This window comes from Rhodococcus sp. NPDC056960, from assembly GCF_042674125.1.
In the GTDB taxonomy this organism is placed as follows: domain Bacteria; phylum Actinomycetota; class Actinomycetes; order Mycobacteriales; family Mycobacteriaceae; genus Rhodococcus_F.
Genome location: NZ_JBHURF010000026.1, coordinates 58,894 through 77,880, shown reverse-complemented (window position 1 = coordinate 77,880; position 18,987 = coordinate 58,894). Strand labels below are relative to the sequence as shown.

Here is an 18,987-nt window from a genome sequence, read left to right as displayed (position 1 = left end):
TCCTTCTCAGGCGCGGTCGCCGTACTTGGCGCGCAGCGCAAACTTCTGGATCTTGCCGGTCGCGGTGCGCGGGAACTCGTCGACGTACTCGACGCGTTCGGGGACCTTCCACACGGCGATCTTGTGTTCCTCGGCGAGATGGCGGCGCAGGTCGTCGACCGTGAGACGGGTATCGTCGCGCGCCACGACGACGGCGCAGGCGCGTTCCCCCACCGCGTCGTCCGGCAACCCCACTACCGCGACATCGGCGACCGCCGGGTGCAGCAACAACGCTTCTTCGACTTCGCGGGCGCTGATGTTGAATCCGCCCCGGATGATGATGTCCTTGATCCGGCCCGTCACCCGCAGGTAGCCGTGCTCATCGATCCGGCCGAGATCGCCGGTGCGCCACCACCCCTCGGTGTCCTGACCCTCAGCCGTGAGTTCGGGACGCCCCCAGTACTCGAGCATCCGGCCCGGCCCGCGGTACCGGATCTCGCCATCGGTCCCGGGGACAGCCTCCTTCTCGTCGAAGTCGACGATCCGCAGTTCCACACCGGGTACCGGTGCCCCGTCGGACGTAGCGACGCGTTCGACGGAGTCTTCGGGCCGGCAGACTGTGGCCATCATGATCTCGCTGGACCCGTAGGCGCTGACCACCCGGCAGCCCGAGAGCCGGTCCTGCGCCTCCTGTACCAGCGACGCGGGAATCGCGGCGCCGGCGGTGAGCCAGAACCGCAGCCGCGACACGTCGTGCACGGCCGGGTCGTAGGCGTCGAGGAGCATCCGGATGAACGGTGCGGGGCTGGCCGTGCCGGTGCAGTGGTATCCGTCGATGCGTTCGAGGGCGGCGGCCGGGCTGAAGGCATCGAGGAGATGCGCCTGTGCCCCCGCGATCGTGGGGGCCATGACGCCGAGGGTCAAACCCAGCGTGTGCGCGACCGGCGACGGCACGAACATCACATCCGACCGGACCATACCCAGCACCGGCACCGCCTGTTTCGGCAGGAACGCCGCCGTGTTCCAGGTGTGCAGACAGCCCTTGGGGCGGGACTCGGTGCCCGAGCTGTAGAGAATGAGATGCGGGTCGTCCGCCGCAGGCACCGGCGGGAGTGCCGTCGTGTCGTGCTCGGCGGCGAGCAACGCGGCGAGATCGACTCGACCGTCACCACTGCCCGCGCGGACCGTCACATGGAACGACACACTCGGGACCGCGGCCGCGATCGTCGCCCCCATCGCCGCATGGTCGAACCCCCGGAACTCCCCGGCGGTGATCAGACCGACGGCCTCGGAGTTCTCGACGATGAACTGCACCTCGTGCTCACGGTAGACCGAGACCACCGGCACCATCACGGCGCCGATCCGTGCGATCGCGGCGTAGACGAGGAAGAACTCATTCCAGTTGGGTAGCTGGACGACGACCCGGTCGCCGGAACGCACTCCCAGCCCGACGAGGCCCCCGGCGAGATTCCACGCGCTCCGGCGGAACTCTCCGTAGCTGTAGGTACTGGTGCCGTCGGAAATGTACGGGTGGCCGGGATCGACCTCGGCCCAGTGATCGATTGCGGTAACAAGCGTCGAGTGATCCCAGTAGCCGGCCTGGTGGTAGGCGCGCACCTGGTCCTCGAAGTCGGGGTCTGCGCTGACAGTCATGGTTTGCCCTTCTGGCTGTGACGCGGCTCGCATCTGCCACGTAGAAAAAGTTATACACCATTAACTATTGGACCAAAACCCCTCTGGTGTATTCGGTCATCGTCGAGACGCCCCTCGGCGAGCGAAGCCCAGTGCACCGACAATTCCCAACGCGGCCGCCATGATGCCGGCGCGCCAGGCATAGGGTCGTTAGACTCGGTAAAGTTATGTATGAGTAACTTATCGCCGGGGCTGTGGAAGTCAGGGTTCCGAGGAGACCACTCAGCTCCGGTCGGACAGGCCGAGCACGGCGTACGCCGCGCGGCGCAGCATCGCCTTGAGCCGATCATCGGGCATGCCGACGTTGTGGACGAGCGCCGACTGAATCGTGCCGATCGTGGCATGGACCAGCACACGAGCGGCGGACTCGTCCAGCGACGGATCAAGTTCGCGCACTATGTGCACCCACTCCTCGACATACTGCCGCTGTTTCCGGCGTAGCCGGACCTGGTCGTCGGGAGAGAGGTGCTCGACCTCCCGGTAATAGACCCGGGCGAACTCGCGCTCGTCGACCACGAAGTCCACCTGACGTTCGACCAGCCTCCGCAGCGCGGCGGGGATGTCCTCACGGCGGCTGACGATCACGCTTTCCTCGAAAAGCAGACCGTCGAGGGAACGATCGAACAGCGCCAACAGCAGGGTGCCCTTGTTGTCGAAGTGTCGATAGACCGCCGCACCACTGATTCCGACCCGGGCGCCGATGTCCGCCATCGATACGGCGTGAAATCCCCGCTGCGCAACCAACTCGGCCGCCGCCGCAAGGATCTTCTCCTTGCGGTCGGGGTCGCGGCGACGAGCCACCGGTGCGGCATCGGCCATGAATTCAACCTCTGGATCGTTCGTCGGTACGGGTGACCGAAGCATAGAGGCCCAGCACGCCCGGCAATGTTCGCCTCGAATGCCAGAGCACGGCGACTTGGGATCCTTGCCAAGATCGCCGGAATCCATCACCGACACATCGCCGGAAAACAGCAGGTCACCGGACCGTGCGACTGACATCGACCGGCGGAAGCTACACGTCTTCTTGGATCTTGTTAGAACATCCCAGGGGTCCTCTGCAAAATGATCCGAGGCATTGCCATCCCGTCCGGAGCACGGGCAAAGGTTCTGCCACCAAGACAAGACATGCCATGGCTTGAACTGGGGCACTTGTTGGACCTTCGCTCCCGTCCGGCGGGCAGCTATCAGCGTGTCGCGCCTCGAGGGGGCAGCGCCGTGCCGCTTGTCTTGGATTGGCGACCTGCGTCGAGCTGGAACTCTGCGCAGAAGTCATATCTACCCGGTGTGACGGCGGTCATATTTTGTGCAATCGGCGCAAGAAGCACGTCGCTGGGCGGGCGTAGATTCTGACATCGTCGGCTACGGCGGTCACAAGCGGACCTCGCGTAAAGACTCGCTTCGGCCGGCGACGGGTGTGAAACACATCGTCGGTCGGTCAGCGTGGTCGGTCGGTCAGCGAGCACATGTGTCGGCGGCGGAAAGATGGGGCGATGTCACGTACGCCGCAGAAACGGACGTCGCAAGAACCACAAAACATCAACGGCGGCGTCGCAACGGACACACGAGAAGAGAAATATTGATATGACCTGTATCGTCGGCGAGCCCTGTATCGATGTCCTGGACAAAGCCTGGATGGACGTATCCCCGATTTACTGTATCCACACTGGGCTCCGTGAGAACTACATTAACGTCGATGGTTCAGCGAAATTCGGCGTCGTCGGCCCGGATAACCCGATGGTGGCAACTATGCCACGAGTGGCTCCTAAGCGGTGAGTGACGTGCTGACGGTAGAGGCGGCGACGGCGGGTGACATCACGCGCGACGGAGTGGCAAAGATGTCGATCGCTCACCCCGAAGTAGCCCTGCAGGCCATCACGGAGGCGTACGCCCCGTCGAAGCTTGACGTCTTTGGTACCGACCGGGATTTCGATCTCCGGTTGCACGTGCTGAGGATTCCCGGTATCACCTATGGGCACATCCGGTTCGGTACCGATGTGCGAGTGACGGCACTCCCGCCATCGTGTTATGTCGTGTGCTTCGCACCCTCCGGCGGACTCCAAGTCGCAACCACACGGTCGGTTCAGGAAGTTTCCGGCAGCAAAGGCGCGGTGTTATACCCGCACGAAGCGACCTTCTTCGAGAATTGGAGTCCCGAATCCGAGCTCGTATCCCTGCGGATCGAGGACCAGTATCTCGAAAGAGGACTCGTCCAGCTGACCGGGGAGCCGATGCGCGAGCCGATTCGGTTCGAGCCCGGATGTGATTTGGACAAAGCCGGCAACACGTCTTTCCGTCGGGCACTGCGCCTTCTCGAGGCAGAACTGACGGACGTCAGCTCGCTGACACAGAACCCGACAGGTGGTGCGCGACTGGCCGAACTCGTCACCACGTCCCTGCTGCTCTCACAGCCCAGCAACTATTCAGAGTTGATCCACAAGCTGACAATGGCCGTGCCCGTCGGACCTACTCGGACAGCCCAGGAGTTGATCGACGCGGATCCTATGTCGATCAGCACGGTTGGTGAGCTGGCCAGCAGAGTGCACACCAGCGTGAGATCCCTAGAACACGGTTTCCGGACGCACCTGGACACGTCACCGATGGCGTACCTACGTCGGACTCGGTTGACTCGTGCTTTCCGAGACCTGCAGGTCGCGGATCCGTCGATGTGTACGGTCAGGGGGATCGCGAACCGATGGGGATTTCGGCACCTGGGCCGCTTCGCTCGGTGCTATCACGAAGCGTTCGGCGAGTTTCCGGCGGAAACCTTGAGGTCCGTCCGCCGGTAGCCGACTGCGTCGATTCCCCGCGGGCGCCGCACGCGGACCCGATTATCCCGGATCAACGATGAACCGGCGATCGACGGCACCCGTGCGCGTCCCGCAGGTCCGCGGCTGAACGCGAGGACCCCCACTGAGTGGCACGGTCGCGAGCAGATCTTCCACCGCGCGTAGTCAGCCCCACAGCGTCCGCGGCATGTATTGCAGGACGTGTTTACGTTCTCGATTGACGCCACGCCTAAAAATGACTGTCCCGCAGCAGGTTCCGAAGATCAAGCACTCGGATTCCCAGCGTTCAAGCAGGGTAGATGAGGCTCGTCGAAACGATCAATGAGCGCCGCAGGCTTGCGCAGGCCGTCCGGCCATGACCGCGCTATGGGTTACCAGCCGCGGTTTGACAGCACGCCTCGGCGTGCTGTCACGTGTCGCGGTAACCACGTCTTCGACCCGGTCCAGCAAGATCGAGGGCGGAGACCCGGTCGAGGATCGTCGACCACGTCGGGGAGACGGCGGTCGACGAAGCGCCCGCGCCATGTGTTGCCCGTATTGACGGATATCCCCAGGTCTGCCGCGACTTGCTCGTTTGGTCATCCCCCGGCTCCGCGCAGACCAACAGGCTCCGCGACCTCAACGCCAACGATAATGGGGTTGTCGCTCGCCGCGACCATTGAAAGCGGTTGTTCGCGTTCGTCATTGGCGAACACAAACTCAGCCTTCGGGTGTCCAATTCAAACCATACCTCAGACTGTTAAAGCGCGAACTTTGGCGCAGGGCCTAGGCTACGTCCTGAACAACCCGATCGTCCGCCCGGCCGACTCCCGAGGCGCGAACGTGAATGCAGCCTCGAGTGCTACTGCGGTCCACCGGGACAGAGCTTTCCGAGAACGCGATTGACGACTGTTTGCTGGGGCTCGATTCGCTTGTTCAGCGCGGCGAGTATCCGTGCCTGCTGTAGTCGCTCGTCCACCTTCAACGCGCTGGTGAGCGTGAACCTGGCGGTCTCCATGACCGTCACTGCGTGTGCGGCGCCGGTCACCCGTGGCAAAGCAGTCGATGACGTATGCCACGTCCACGCCGGTGGGCCGAACGACGCTCATCTGCCGCGGTGCTGAGCGGGAAGCGGCCGTATACCCGCAACCATACAGACGCATCACCGGCGGCTGCGTTTTTGGGCTACTGCGTTGCGATTTCGGGACTCAGGGTCGGCGCGGCACCGAATACAGTCGTCGATCAGCGCCCAGTTGTGACTCCCGTCACGAACGACTATAACTTCGGGCGATTCAGAGGAATGAGAGGAACACCCAAAGTGAGTGCCAGCGAGGAAAACAAAGAAATCGTTCGAGGATTCGTGGACACGCTCCTCAGCGAGGGTCCTGAGGCAGCGTTCGACAAGTACTGCGATGCCGAGAAGTACAAGCAGCACAACCCGCGCCTGGTGAATGGTCGTGAGGGATTCCTCGAATTCGGTCGCAACGCAGCGATGTGTGAAGGTTTCTCTTTCACGGTCCGTCGGATGGCCGCAGAGGATGACCTTGTCTGGATGCAGGCCGAAACGACGGGCTTCCACTGGGCCGACGAGCCCAACCCGGTTGACCCGGCGTCGCTGCGACACGTTTTCATGGACATCTTCCGCGTCGAGAACGGGAAGCTGGTCGAGCATTGGGACATCTACCAGCGTATTCCTCCGTACACCGCTAACGGCAACGACATGATCTGATTAGGAGTTTTGGAAATGCTGCTGAAGAATAAAGTCGCCCTCGTTACCGGCGGCGGGCAGGGAATCGGCGCCGGAATAGCGTGGTCTCTGGTGCGAGAAGGCGCCAAAGTTGCCATTCTCGATCGCGCGACCGGCCCGGCGAAAGAACTCGTCGATGAGATCAACTCTTCGGGAGGAACGGCGGACAGTTGGCAGGTCGACGTCACCGACTACGCCGCCCTGAACGACGTTGTCGGCGAGGTCGACAAGGCGTGGGGATCAATCGACGTCCTGGTCAACAACGCCGGTGTGGTTGTACCCCCGGGACCGTTCATGGACAGCGACCCGGCGGACTGGGATCACATACTCGACGTCGATTTCAAAGGCGTCCTGCACGGGGTGAAGGCATGTGTTCCCCGGATGCTGCGAGCGGGTGGAGGCGCGATCGTCAATATCGGATCCGACTCGGCGAAATTCGGTGAGCCCGGTATCGCTGTCTACGCAGGAGCCAAGGGGGCGGTGAACTCGATCAGCAAGTCCCTCGCGAAGGAACTCGCACCCTCGGGTATTCGGGTCAACGTCATCACTCCGGGAATCATCGAGACCCCCATGATCGATCTGGCACGTTCGACACCGGATGGACGAGCAATGATCGACGGCACAGTATCGACGATCCCACTTGCGCGGATGGGTGCGCCGCGCGAAGTCGGTGACGTGGTCGTCTTCCTCGCGAGCGAGCTGTCGAGCTACCTCACCGGACAGAGCATCAGCGTCAACGGTGGAATGTTGATGATCGGTTAGACCCGACTGGCACTGCAACCCTCCTGTCTCTCCACACTGAGCAGGAGAGTTGCAGTGCCGGCAACCGGCGTATATCAGGACCTGAACCCCGCGTGAGTTTTCCGCTCGGTGACACCTGGGCCTCGTAACGGGGGGTGCCGGAGCCCGTAACGGTGAGTGTCGCCCCGAGGGGCACCGCCGTGCCGCTTGTCTTGTATCGGCGACCTGCGTCGGACCTTGGAACACTGCGCAGAAGTCATATCTAACCGGTGTGACGGCGGTCATAGTTTGTGCAATCGGCGCAAGAAGCACGTCGCTGGGCGGGCGTAGATTTTGACATTACCGGCTACGGCGGTTGCAAGGGTCCGCGTGAGTGCCGCGCAGCGGACCGCGAGCGAGAAAGACCCGCCTCCGGCCGTCGGCGGGTGTGAAACACATCGTCGGTCCGATTGGCCGGCCAGTCAGCGTCAGCGAGCACATGTGTCGGCGGCGGAGGGATGCCGCGTTGTCAAAACGTCCGTAGGAGAAGCGGACACCGCAAGGAGAGCAGGAGACATGAAGAGAATCGATTGGCGGGAGCAAGCATGAGCATCGATCAGGAAGCTCGAGACACGTCCGGGGAAACCGAACGGCGGTCCGCGTACCCCGCGGAGTGGAATGTCGAGTTCAAGCCGTCGACTCCTCTGCCCGAGGGCTACAAGATCGGTCGTGAGACGACGCGTCTGACGGCCGGCTCGGTCCTCATCGAGGGAGGCAAGCCTCTGCCCTGTGATGTTGTGTGGGAGCAGGACATTCCGATCACGCTGCGCGACGGCGTCGTGATCTACACCGACGTGCTGCGCCCGGCAGATCAGGACAAGGACCTGCCGGCCATCGTCAGCTGGAGCTCGTACGGGAAGTCGTTGCCCACGCCGCCACCGAGCGGGGTGTTGCCGGAGAACTTCTCGGGGTTGGGGAAGTTCGAGGGAGCCGACGGCGCTTTCTGGTTGGACAAGGGATATGCACTGGTCAATCCCGATGTTCGGGGCGCGGGCAAGTCCGGTGGGGACATCCATTACTGGGGCTGCGTGGACTCTCACGACGGTTACGACGTTATCGAGTGGGCCGCCGAGCAGCCCTGGAGCAACGGCAAGGTAGCGCTGTACGGCGCATCCTGGCTGGCGATGTCGCAGTGGGGTATTGCAGCCACAAAGCCCCCGCACCTCGCCGCGATCGCGCCCTGGAACGGCGTATACGACATTTATCGCACGCACATGGTGTGGGGAGGTATCCCGGACCCCGGATTCTTCGACTTCATCAACGGAATTCTTCCCGGGGATTCGAGTTCCACGGAGCAGATCGGCGCCATGAGCGTCCGAGAGCCTCTGATGAACGAGTACTGGGAGGACAAGACCCCCGACCTTTCTGACGTCACCGTTCCTGCCTATGTCGTGGTGGACGGGGTGACCGGGCTGCACTCCATGGGAGGGCCCGAGGCCTTCCGGCGGTTGGGGTCGGGCCAGAAGTGGTTGCGGTTCAACAACACACAGGAATGGACAGACCAGTACAGCGACGTTTACCAGAACGACGTGTCGCGGTTCTTCGACCGCTACCTCAAGAACATCGAGAACGGATGGGAGCAGACCCCACGGGTGCGGGCGTGCATCATCAACGCCGGCGGTGAGGACTTCGTCGACGTACCGTACGCCCAATGGCCGGTAGAGGAGACGCGCTACCAGGAGCTGTATCTGGATGCCGGCAGCGAGTCCCTGTCGACGAGTGCTCCGGCAGAGGTGTCGTCGGTGAGCTATCCCGGCGTCGACGGATCGACCGCGTTCACGGTCACATTCGATCAGGACACGACCCTCGTCGGGTACATGTCCGTACGTTTGTGGGTGGAGGCGCAGGGCGCCGACGACCTGGACCTCTTCGTCCTGGTCGAGAAGCTCGACGCTGACGGTAACCTGCTTGCCCCGCACCTGGACATCGCCGACAGCTACCCCATCTCGCCTCCCGGCGCACCGGGTCGACTGCGGGTGTCGCTGCGTGAACTGGATCGGGAGCTGTCGACCGAGTTCCTCCCGGTGCATGCATTCCGCAACAACAAGAAACTGAGTCCCGGTGAGATCGTCCCGGTCGACATCGGACTGACTCCTCGCGGGTACTACGTCGAGGCGGGGCAGCAGCTGCGGCTTACCGTTGCCGGCTGGAACATCCGCGGTACCGGTGTGGACGTCCACGGGCCCGAAAACCCTCTCGTGCTCGGCGGCCGCGTGGCCGCGGAAACTCCACGTGCAGAGAACCGCGGAACCCACGTCATCCATACCGGGCCGGGGTACCTCTCGTACCTGAGGGTGCCGGTGCTGGACAACCCGCACTGACCCTGCGGACGGCGCTGCGGTCCGACTCGGGTTTGACAGTGCCGTCGAAGCACGACAACACGTGGTGGTGTTTCGGCGGCACTGCTCACCGCCGCTGGATCGGCCGCTGAATGCTCGGTTCTCGGACCGCAGATCGACGACTGACGAGGGAGAGACCCCATGATCGATGGTCTGCCCTTTATCGATGCAGTTATCCACCCCTACAACCGAACACGCACCGCAGCACGAGAGAAAACTCGGATGCCACCGATCACGTCGGACTCGATGACCCGCGAGGACATCGTCAGATCCGAACTCTCCCTCGGTGGCGTGCCGAGCACCGCGGAGGGTGGCCGGTACATCACCACGAACAAGGCTGAACCCGATCTAAGCGCAGCTCCCCCTCTTACACAGTCGACTCATCGTGCGCACTGCGCTCGCACCCACATACCGAAGGGACAGAAGAAGTGACTATCACCGACCCTGCCGTCGTCGCGGACGGTCATCTCGACCGCATTCTGGAGCGTGTCGAAGACGGCCTCGATAAGGACGTCATCCCCGCCGAGATCTTCAACGACGAGGCGGTCTTCAAGGCCGAGATGGAACAGATCTTCGGCACGTGCTGGGTGTTCGTGGCGCACGAAAGCGAGATCCCCAACGCCGGCGACTTCGTGCAACGACGCATCGGCCTCGACCCCGTGATCGTCACCCGCGACGGACAGGGCGGGATCAACGTACTGTCGAACTACTGCCGTCATCGCGGCACTCAGGTGTGCCAAACCGACACGGGCAATTCCCGGTTCTTCAAGTGCCCCTACCACGGGTGGACTTACTCGAACACCGGTGACCTCGTCGGGACGCCCAACATGGCCGGCGCGTACGGCGAGCGCCTCGACCCGAAGGCGTGGGGTCTGTACAGGGCGCCGCGGGTAGAGACCCGGTTCGGCTTGATCTTCGCCAGCCTCGCCGCAGAGGGACCTTCACTGGACGAGTACCTCGGCGGTGCCGGGTGGATGCTTCAGATGATGCTGGATCTTCACCCCGATGGGATGCGTGTCGCCGGACCGCCCGAGCGGTACAAGCTCAAGTGCGACTGGAAGACCGGCGCCGAGAACTTCGCCGGCGACGCGTACCATGTCGGGACGCTCCACTACAGCAACGAGCAGGTCGGAGTCATTCAGGGCCTCAAGAGCAACGTCGAGGCCACCCGCCTGTACGACTTCGGCGACGGGCACGCCTCCGTCAATATGCCGTTCACCGAGTTGGTCGCGCCCGAGATGGTGATGTGGGGCTATGCCCCGGAGACGGTGAGCAAGTTCGATCTCACCGGCCTCGACGACACTCAGCGGCACATCGTCACGCACGAACCTCCGATCGTCGGGACGATATTCCCGAACCTGAGTTTCCTGCGTGGGTCCCTGGCCATGGATTCCGAGGGACAGACCACCGGCAAGTTGACGGTAGCCACGACGTTCCGTCAGTGGCAGCCGATCGGGCCCGGTGAGATGGAAATTTGGAACTGGCAGTTCGTCTGGACGTTCCAGGACGAGAAGGATGCCCTCGACTCCTACGTCGTCGGCCAGTTCACCTTCGGTTCGGCAGGCACGTTCGAGGTCGACGACACGGTCGCCTGGGAGGGTGCCCCCAAGGCAGCCAGGAGCCCGTGGATGCTGCGGGAAGGGATGAACTTCAACTTCGAGCAGGCGCATCGCAGCACCGTCAATCGTGATCCGGACCCGAGCTATCAAGGACCAGGGATCAAGCGCGGCACGGGATACGGTGAACACAATCAGCTCAACTTCTACCGCCACTGGCTCAAAACCTTGCGTCACGGCGTCCAAACGACGACTCAGCAGGAGGGCTGACTCATGACTCAGGCAGATCTCAGTGCCACCGAGGCCGTCGAGGCCGACTCGAGCCTGCTTGCCCAGGTCACGCAATTCCTGGCCCTGGAGGCGAAGTTGCTGGACGAAGGGCGCGAGGAGGAATGGTACGAACTCCTCGACGATGAGCTTCTCTACGTGGTCCCGATCAGGCAAGCGACCGAGCAACGTGCCGACGAAGTCGACAGGAGCGCCTACCGCATCCGAGACACCAAGGCGCATGTGCGAACCCGCCTCAATCGCCTCGCCACGGGCAACGCCTACTCGGAGATACCTCCGTCGCGCACCATGCGACTCGTCGGCTCGGTGCTCCTGGAGGGTAGTGAGCCGCCAGACCTGATCAAGGCGACCAGCGCCATGCTCGTCTACCGGCAGCGCGGGATCGACGAGACCTTCGACCTGATCCCATGTCGCCGCAATGACACGCTCCGACGCACTGACGACGGACTGCGCCTGGTCCGCCGCGAGGTGCTTCTGACCGAGGTCGGTATCGCGACGCCCAACCTGGGAGTGTTCCTGTGAGTGCTGATCAGATCGAGATCCGACTCGATACCAACCTCTGCAGCGCCTACGGCGTCTGCGTGAGCATCCTGCCGGAGGTCTTCGACACGCCCCCCGGCAGCCCGGTGGCGGTGCTGCTACGCGACCGTGTCGGGGCCGACGAGCGAGAAGACCTCGAAGAGGCGGTTCGGGCATGTCCCGCCCAGGCGTTGGCGATCGGCGATGGACCGTCGTGACCGGCACGAAGTCACGACCGCTTCAGAACGTGGTCGTCGTGGGCGCATCCGCAGCCGGCCTCAGTGCCGCCGACGGACTTCGCGAGGGTGGTTATGGCGGCGGGATCGTCGTCCTCGGCAATGAGCTGCACCAGCCCTACGACCGTCCGACTCTGTCCAAGAAGCTGCTTGCCTCCCGGGGAGAGCCCCAGCTTCACGCGCTTCGGACGCCGGAACGACTGCAGGCTGCGCGGCTGGAGCTGTTACTCGGGCGTGAAGCGGTCGGGCTGGATGTCGACCGACGTTACGTGATCACCGACTACGGCGACACCATCGCGTGGGACGCGATCATCGTCGCTACCGGATGCCGTCCGAGGACCCTCATCACCAGCGAGGGGGAAGAGCTTCCCGCACTCCGCACGCCGGAGGACCTTGCGATCTTGCGCGAGGCCGCGGCACGGTACGGCGAAATCACCCTGATCGGTGCCGGTCTGATCGGCCTGGAGATTGCTGCCGCCCTTTCTGATCACCAGATCGAGGTGACCGTCATCAACGACCTCGAGCTCCCACTGCGCAACATCGTGGGAACCCCGATCGCTGAGGTCATTCGAGATCTGCACAGAGACCACGACGTCAACTTCAGGCTGGGAGTCGCGGTCCAGGGTGTGCGTGGCGGCCGCGGCTCTTACGCGGTGCAGCTCTCCGACGGGACCACCCACCGCACTCCGTTCATCCTGGTCGGCATGGGTGTCATCGCCAACGACGAATGGTTGCTCGGTTCCGGTCTCGACCTGGACTCGGGTGTCGTCGTCGACACCGCCGGCAGGGCCAATCTTCCCGGCGTCTGGGCGACGGGCGACGTGGCGCGACTTGCTCACCCGCATCTGCCGGGAGCGGTACGGGTGGAGCACTGGACTCACGCCATCGAGCACGGCCGCCACGTCGGCCTGAACGTGGCCGGGGGATTGAGTACGCCGTACTCGGGTGCACCCTACTTCTGGACGGAACAGTACGGACGACGATTCCACAGCTACGGCCGTTTGCGTCCCGGCGACGACGCCGTCGTGGCCGAAGGCGCTCTCGATGAGGACCAGTACCTCGTGCTGTACGGAGCCGGTGGTGAGTTCCACGCCGTTGTCTCCTGCGGATGTGTGAAGTCGTTGCGCGGCTATCGCAAGCTCCTGGAGCGAGGTGGGAGCTGGAACGAAGCGCTCGACCTCGCCGCCGCAAACGATCCAACCGTCTCCCGCATCCCCAGACCCATCATGTGACCTTCGGCAACAGCGAAAGGTGACAAGGTGGAACTCCTCGAACCACGTCGTCGTGACTGGAGGCTGATCCGGCTCGGGGTAGCCGCACTACCGTTCAGTTGCGCCGGACCTCGTCGATGAGGTGATTGCGGAGGTCGGTCGGTCCGAGTAGCGCCACCCGCTCCGTTGCGTGGCGCGGGTGGTGGCCTACTTCTCGATCGGGACGGCACTAACTCCGAGGGCTCCGATGGGGACGTGCTCGCGCGTACCAGCTGAACCCTCCCGCAACCATCGCCGCAGGTCAGCGCGATCCGCTGCCCAAGATCATGCGGCCGCGAGGCAACTCGGGGGGCCGGGGTACCTCTCGTAACAGAGGGTGCCGGTGCTGGACAACCCGCACTGACGCCACGGCGTTGCGGTCCGATGGCCGGTGGTGTCGAGGGACGATTCCGCGTTTCGAATCTGGGCCGCACCGCCGGCTTCATCGGTGTGACATCTACGATTGCTGCAGGCGCACCCCGCACCCGTGTTACGCGAGGCGTCGGCAGCGCTCGTCAACTCACCTACTCGAACTGTGGAGGGTCTGACGTGTACTCGTGCAGCACAAGAGCGGTCCACGTCTCGAGTTGCCGCTCCTCTAACGGGCGGCCAAGGATCTCGGATGCTCGTCTGAGGCGATAGGTAACCGTGTTTCTCGCGATGTGGAGCTTCGTCGCGGTCGTGTTGGGGCTGTGATTTTCGAGATACGTACGAAGTGTCAGTCTCAGATCTGCTGTCTTGGGGTCGTCCTTCATGAGATCGCCCAACTCGAAAGCAGCAAACTCTGCTGCCTCCTCCGGATTCTTCAGCAGGAGGCTGAGCAGGCTGATGTCGTCGAACAAGAATATTGACGGCCCGGACGTCCGACGCCGTTGGGCTATGCGGTGAGCCTCGAGTGCTTGCTCGTGCGAACGCCGAAAACCGGCCGGCCCGTAACCGAGTCGGCCGACGAGAATCCTGAGTCCGCTGAATCCCTGCAGTAGGCGGACATCCAGTCGTGCGGACGAATTGCCCCATGCCCACAGCGTCATGAGGCCGCGAGGCACGATTAACGTCTGCGTGGCGCCGAGAACGGCCAACACGTGACGCGCCGCCTCGACAAGAAGAGCATCGGATTCGTCCGGCGTCTCGTTGTAGACTGCAATGCCTACGTGGTAGCGATGCGCAATGTCGTAGGACAGACGGCGACCCGCGTCGTCGAGTTCCGTTTCGTCCCCTTGCAGGAGGTGCTCGAGTGCCTTCGCCCGTGCGGCATATACTGAAGCTCCCCAGTCCTTTTCGGCTGCTGCAAAGGCTGGTTCGACCTCAGTGACGAGACCTTCAACGTACTCGAACAAGACCCTGGAGATGCGCTGCAACTCTTCGGCGTGCTCATGTGCCGGTAGGAGGTCTCGGCAGGCGTCCATGAGTTGGTCTGCTATGTATGCGTGGCCCTGACGAATCTGAGTCAGCAAACGGGCCAGTGGGACGCGTCGCTGGATGAGATCAGCTATGTATCTGTTTCCATCCGCGTTCAGAAAGGGCGGTGTGGGTTTCCCCCGATACAAGCTCTCCAGCATGGACAGACACCCCAACTCGACGCCGAGGCGTTGTACCGTGGCCAGAGAATGGCCTCCCGCCAGTCCGACCGATCCTGTTACCGGCTCGAAGGCGGCGTCGGCAGCCACGCGGACAGCCCAGTTGACGGCGTCGGCCCCGACCAGTGCACGGATCGGTGCCACGGAGGCCTCTGTGCAGACTGGCGGCAAAACCTCGTCCTCCGGGACGCGGAGACCACGGATCCACGATGCCGAGGTCGTCATGTCGCCCCCTCCTGGTCTGTATGTCGTGTCGTAGACCGATTGTGGCATGAGGTCGACCCCGGACCGAGCCGCGTGAAGCGCGGAAACACAGTCCACCACCGGTGGTGTCCACCGGAGGCGTGTATCGACTACTGATCAGTGGTTTCTGGTTCGTTCACATAGTGGTGTGTGCGAGCACGATGTCGAAGCGAACCCGTGACCATGTGCTCTCCGGCAGGCGACCGTCGGGCGCAGGAGAGGTTGCGGGTTGTCTTGCAAATTCCTTGATGAGCGAGGGCTTGACGCCGAAAACGGCGTCTTTTTCCCCGATTTCGTCGCCTTCCGGAAAAATGTGTGTCACCAATGTGCGGCATTCGGGGTGGGTCACCATGAAGTGTAGGTGGCTGGCACGTAGTGGGGACCGGCCGACGGCTTCGAGCATTTTGCCGACGGGTCCGTCATGCGGGATGGGGTAGGGGGTGGGGGTCAGTCCCCAGAAGGCGTAACGGCCGTCCTGGGAGGAGTACAGATGTGCCCGAGCGGCTCGCTTGGACGGGTCGTATTGCACGTCATAGAGGCCGTGTTCGTCGGCCTCCCAGACCTCGATAAGCGCGCCGGAAAGTGGGTTGCCGTCGGTATCGGTGACTGTGCCTTCGACCCAGCACGGTTCGCCCGGTGCGCCGAAGGCCATGTCGCCGCCGATCTCGATCTCCGGGCTGTCCTCGACGAAGAACGGACCGAACACGGTGGCCTCGGTGGCCGACTGAAAAGCCTGGTTGTTGACGTTGATCGTCTGCATCGACGCACCCAACGTGTCGGAGAGGAGGATGAACTCCTGCCGCACGTCGTCGGTGATATGGCCGGCGGCGGTCAGGAACTCGATGGCGGAGCCCCACTCCGCCTCGGTCAGACGGGTTTCCCGGATGAACGAGTGCAGATGCGTCACGAGTGAGGTCATGAGTTCCTTCAGGCGTGGGTCCTCGCATGCATCGAAACTTGCCACGACTTTATCGACCAGTCTCTGCTCGACCGTCTGCTGCTCGTCGCTGACGATGCGGTCGATCGTCGGCTGGGGGCGGTCTCCGGTCGCGCCGGGGTTCACGTAGGCCGCGCTCACAGCGGGTCTCCTTCCCACGCCGCCGTCAGCAGGGCGGTGAGGTTCTCTTCGGTCACTGGTGTGGGGTTGCTACCGGGGATCGCCTCGATGATGGGGCGCACCGCCTTGGCGATTCCGTCGGCCGGCATCCCGTAATCCTTCAGCGCCCGGGGCGCTTTCAGGGTTTCGTACAGCGCGGTCAGGCCCGCAACCGCGGTCGGGGCGTCGAGGGCGGCCGCGATCCGATGTTCCGCTTCGGGTGCGTGAGGTGCGTTGAACGCCAGCACGTGCGGGAGTACCACGGCGTGGGTCTGCGCGTGGGGGAGATTGAACATTCCGCCGAGGACATGGCAGATCTTGTGGTGCATACCGCTGCCCGCGGAGGCGAAGCTGACCGCGGCCAGGTAGGCGCCGTACAGGGTTTCCTCGATACCGGTGATGCTGCCCGGTTCAGTGGCGACCTTCGGCAGGCCGGTCGCCAGACCGCTGATGCCTTCGCCGGCCAGAGACCGATCGATCGGGTCGACGCGCGGTCCCCACATCGCGTCGACGCTGTGCGCCAGTGCGTTGAGTCCACTGGCCACGCTCATGTCGCCCGGCAGGGTGGTGAGCAGTCCGGCGTCGTACACGATCGACGAGGGTAGAACCCTGGGGTCGATTCCGGTGGTCTTGCGTTCGCCCTCGGTGAGGCCCCATACGTTGGTTGCCTCGGAGCCGGCGTAGGTCGTCGGAACCGACACGATGGGCAGGCCCGTTGTCAATGCGACGGCTTTGGCCAATCCCGTCGTGGACCCGCCACCGACGCTGACCAGGATGTCGGCACCGGATGCCGCGGCGGCGTCGCGTGCTCGCGCGGCGACCTCGACGGGCACGTGCATCACGACCTCCTCGTGGCGCAGCACCACTGGGAGTTCGGCGCCGATCGGGCCGGCCAGTTCCTTTTCGCGTTCCGATGCGATGAGCATGACCTTGGCGCCGCCGAGCGCTGCGACCTCGGCGGCCACCGCAGCGGGTGCCTGACCGGAGGCGAAGGTGACCCGCTGCGGCAGCGACACGTGTGTGAAGTTCATCTGTTCCATCCTCCTCAGTGCGCGACCGGTGCGGTCAGCCGCCGGCCAGGAGGCTGCGAAGTGCGGACCGGACCGCATCGGTGTCGACGTCCGGAGCCTCGCTCGCCCAGCCGACGTAGGTGTCGGGACGCACGACCAGTGCAGTGATCCCGCGCAGCGCTTCGGGCCGACGGGCGGCGTGTGCCTCGACGAAGGTGGCGGGCAGCGCTTCTGCATCGGCGGCTCGGAGCATGCCGGTTCCGCTGAGGTCCAGGACGACGAACGGAGACTTCCGGAGGAGTTCGTACAGACGAACGCTCGAGCCGTCGCGGAGGAAGACATCGAAGTCCGGCGCGGGCCAACCCACGCAGGGGTGGCTGCCCTCGGGTGAGGGGTAGGCCGTCTCGAGTCCGTTGAGCTCCTTCCAGAGTTGGGCGGTGACCTCGGGTGTCGTGATCATGTGCTTCTCGAAGCGCTGCTTGAACGCCGTGCCCTCTGCGGTGAAGTTGAACTGGACTGAAACCTGCGCGTCGACGCTGTTGAGAAGGTCGTCGGCGATGGGGCGACGTTCGGACTCGTAGGTGTCGAGCAGTGCGTCGTCGGCGTGGCCCGCGAGGACGGCGCCGATCTTCCAGCCGAGGTTGAATGCGTCTTGAATGCAGTAGTTCATTCCGACGCCGCTGGCCGGGTAGTGGATCCGCGCGGCCTCACCGACGAGGAACACCTGCCCCTTCCGGTAGGTCTCGGCCTGGTACTGGGCGTCTCCGTACCTGCTGGCTGCGGAGAGCGACGGAACCTCGACGTGGTCGCCGAGGATCTCACTCGCATACTTCGATACCTCTTCCGCCGTGACCGGTTCGTTCTGTGCGGTCTTACGCCCTTCGGCGTGCACCATGGTGAAGCGGGTGATGCCGGGGCCGTACGGGTATGCGGCCACCCAGCCGTGGGTGTTCTGGCCGACCTTCATTCCGCCGGGCCACGGGAAGTCGATGTCCGCGTTCGCGATGATTCCGGTGAAGGTCGCGGGATGGCCGACCTGTCCGATTTTCGCTTCCTGACGGGTACGGCTGCGGCCACCGTCGGCGCCGACGACGTAGCGGGCGACCGTGGTGTGCTGTTGCCCGTCGGGCGAGCGCCAGCCGACCTCGACGCTGTCGCCGAGGTCGTTGAGGGTTTCGACCTCTGCTTGGAAGGTCGTCTGGACGCCGAGTTCGGCGGCCCAGTCGCGCAGAATGTTCTCGGTTTCGTGCTGGGAGAGGAACAGGGTGAACCCGAAGCGGGAGTCGCGGTCGGTCCAGTCTACCGGGTGCATGCCGGCCCAGATGTGCCAGGTCTGGAACGGGTGCGGGTTCTGCTCGCAGGTGCGCTTGATGAAGCGGTCGGCGATGCCGCGTGCATCGAACAGCTCCAGGGGCCGCGGGAGCACGGTACCCGCCCGCGGGATCGGCGCGACGGCACGCTTTTCGAGAATGTGAACGCTCGCGCCGGTGCGAGCGATCTCGGCGGCAACCGTCATGCCGGACGGCCCACCGCCGACCACCAGAACATCCACGTCGGTCATGGTTCTCCTTCACTGTGTGAGCTGACTGATACGTCGCTCGAAATCGGTGAGACGGGCATCACGTCAACTCGTCGGGGTTGAACACTAGTAGCGCTCGTGCTGGATCGTTGTCCGGATTTCGTGCCGGACTGTCCATTGCTCGCGGTCATCCACACATGATTCGAATGTCAGCGGAAGCGGTCACCGCCTCCGACGAAAGAGACTGTCCGGTAACGAATCCGGCACCTTCACTGGTGAGGTAGGCGACCGCCTCGGCGATGTCTTCGGGTTCGCCCCTGCGCTGGACGGACTGGCCGGCGAGCACCTGGTACGGATATTCACGACAGTGCCGTCGACGCTCGAGCGCGTG

General features: G+C 63.8%; 15 protein-coding genes. 8 read left to right on the top strand and 7 right to left on the bottom strand.

Annotated features, from left to right (window positions below):
* Window positions 1–6: 6 nt before the first annotated feature.
* Window positions 7–1,632, bottom strand: a complete 1,626-nt coding sequence (locus ACFTWF_RS33860) for a class I adenylate-forming enzyme family protein (RefSeq protein WP_378465450.1) — start codon at window positions 1,630–1,632, stop codon at window positions 7–9.
* A gap of 261 nt (window positions 1,633–1,893) precedes the next feature.
* Window positions 1,894–2,670 carry a TetR/AcrR family transcriptional regulator gene (locus ACFTWF_RS33855; protein ID WP_378465449.1) on the bottom strand — a complete coding sequence of 259 codons (777 nt, stop codon included), beginning with the start codon at window positions 2,668–2,670 and terminating at the stop codon, window positions 1,894–1,896.
* Window positions 2,671–3,506: 836 nt separating this feature from the next.
* Between ACFTWF_RS33855 and ACFTWF_RS33850 the strand changes: the two genes are divergently transcribed.
* Window positions 3,507–4,457 carry an AraC family transcriptional regulator gene (locus ACFTWF_RS33850; protein WP_378465448.1) on the top strand — a complete coding sequence of 317 codons (951 nt, stop codon included), beginning with the start codon at window positions 3,507–3,509 and terminating at the stop codon, window positions 4,455–4,457.
* Between the two features lie 841 nt (window positions 4,458–5,298).
* Here the strand turns inward: ACFTWF_RS33850 and ACFTWF_RS33845 are convergent.
* Window positions 5,299–5,454, bottom strand: coding sequence for a hypothetical protein (locus tag ACFTWF_RS33845; RefSeq protein ID WP_378465447.1), 156 nt, complete (start codon window positions 5,452–5,454; stop codon window positions 5,299–5,301).
* A 300-nt stretch (window positions 5,455–5,754) separates the two neighbouring features.
* Here ACFTWF_RS33845 and ACFTWF_RS33840 point away from each other — a divergent pair, with 300 nt between their 5' ends.
* The 7 genes from ACFTWF_RS33840 (at window position 5,755) to ACFTWF_RS33810 (ending at window position 13,133) form a co-directional block, all read left to right on the top strand.
* Window positions 5,755–6,165 carry an ester cyclase gene (locus ACFTWF_RS33840; protein WP_378465446.1) on the top strand — a complete coding sequence of 137 codons (411 nt, stop codon included), beginning with the start codon at window positions 5,755–5,757 and terminating at the stop codon, window positions 6,163–6,165.
* Between the two features lie 15 nt (window positions 6,166–6,180).
* A complete protein-coding gene (locus ACFTWF_RS33835) occupies window positions 6,181–6,945 on the top strand; it encodes an SDR family NAD(P)-dependent oxidoreductase (RefSeq protein ID WP_378465445.1) in 765 nt (254 codons plus the stop codon).
* A gap of 563 nt (window positions 6,946–7,508) precedes the next feature.
* Window positions 7,509–9,284 (top strand): CocE/NonD family hydrolase, encoded by a 1,776-nt coding sequence (locus ACFTWF_RS33830; RefSeq protein WP_378465444.1) that lies wholly within the window; start codon window positions 7,509–7,511, stop codon window positions 9,282–9,284.
* A 446-nt stretch (window positions 9,285–9,730) separates the two neighbouring features.
* Window positions 9,731–11,128 (top strand): Rieske 2Fe-2S domain-containing protein, encoded by a 1,398-nt coding sequence (locus ACFTWF_RS33825; protein WP_378465443.1) that lies wholly within the window; start codon window positions 9,731–9,733, stop codon window positions 11,126–11,128.
* Window positions 11,129–11,131: 3 nt separating this feature from the next.
* Window positions 11,132–11,668: an aromatic-ring-hydroxylating dioxygenase subunit beta gene (locus ACFTWF_RS33820; RefSeq protein ID WP_378465442.1), complete on the top strand. Its 537-nt coding sequence runs from the start codon at window positions 11,132–11,134 to the stop codon at window positions 11,666–11,668.
* Complete coding sequence (locus ACFTWF_RS33815; RefSeq protein ID WP_378465441.1) at window positions 11,665–11,883, top strand: ferredoxin; 219 nt, start codon at window positions 11,665–11,667, stop codon at window positions 11,881–11,883. The genes ACFTWF_RS33820 and ACFTWF_RS33815 overlap by 4 nt, the downstream gene beginning before the upstream one ends.
* Window positions 11,884–11,921: 38 nt before the next feature.
* On the top strand, window positions 11,922–13,133 hold the full coding sequence (locus ACFTWF_RS33810; RefSeq protein ID WP_378465440.1) for an NAD(P)/FAD-dependent oxidoreductase: 1,212 nt from the start codon (window positions 11,922–11,924) through the stop codon (window positions 13,131–13,133).
* Window positions 13,134–13,675: 542 nt separating this feature from the next.
* On the opposite strand, the gene ACFTWF_RS33805 is transcribed toward ACFTWF_RS33810, so the two are convergent.
* The 4 genes from ACFTWF_RS33805 to ACFTWF_RS33790 all read right to left on the bottom strand — a co-directional run bounded on the left by ACFTWF_RS33805 (window position 13,676) and on the right by ACFTWF_RS33790 (window position 18,638).
* Window positions 13,676–14,953 (bottom strand): PucR family transcriptional regulator, encoded by a 1,278-nt coding sequence (locus ACFTWF_RS33805; RefSeq protein ID WP_378465439.1) that lies wholly within the window; start codon window positions 14,951–14,953, stop codon window positions 13,676–13,678.
* A 154-nt stretch (window positions 14,954–15,107) separates the two neighbouring features.
* Window positions 15,108–15,995, bottom strand: coding sequence for a dioxygenase (locus ACFTWF_RS33800; protein ID WP_378465496.1), 888 nt, complete (start codon window positions 15,993–15,995; stop codon window positions 15,108–15,110).
* A gap of 50 nt (window positions 15,996–16,045) precedes the next feature.
* Window positions 16,046–17,098: a maleylacetate reductase gene (locus ACFTWF_RS33795; RefSeq protein WP_378465438.1), complete on the bottom strand. Its 1,053-nt coding sequence runs from the start codon at window positions 17,096–17,098 to the stop codon at window positions 16,046–16,048.
* A gap of 34 nt (window positions 17,099–17,132) precedes the next feature.
* Window positions 17,133–18,638 carry an FAD-dependent monooxygenase gene (locus ACFTWF_RS33790; protein ID WP_378465437.1) on the bottom strand — a complete coding sequence of 502 codons (1,506 nt, stop codon included), beginning with the start codon at window positions 18,636–18,638 and terminating at the stop codon, window positions 17,133–17,135.
* Window positions 18,639–18,987: the final 349 nt, after the last annotated feature.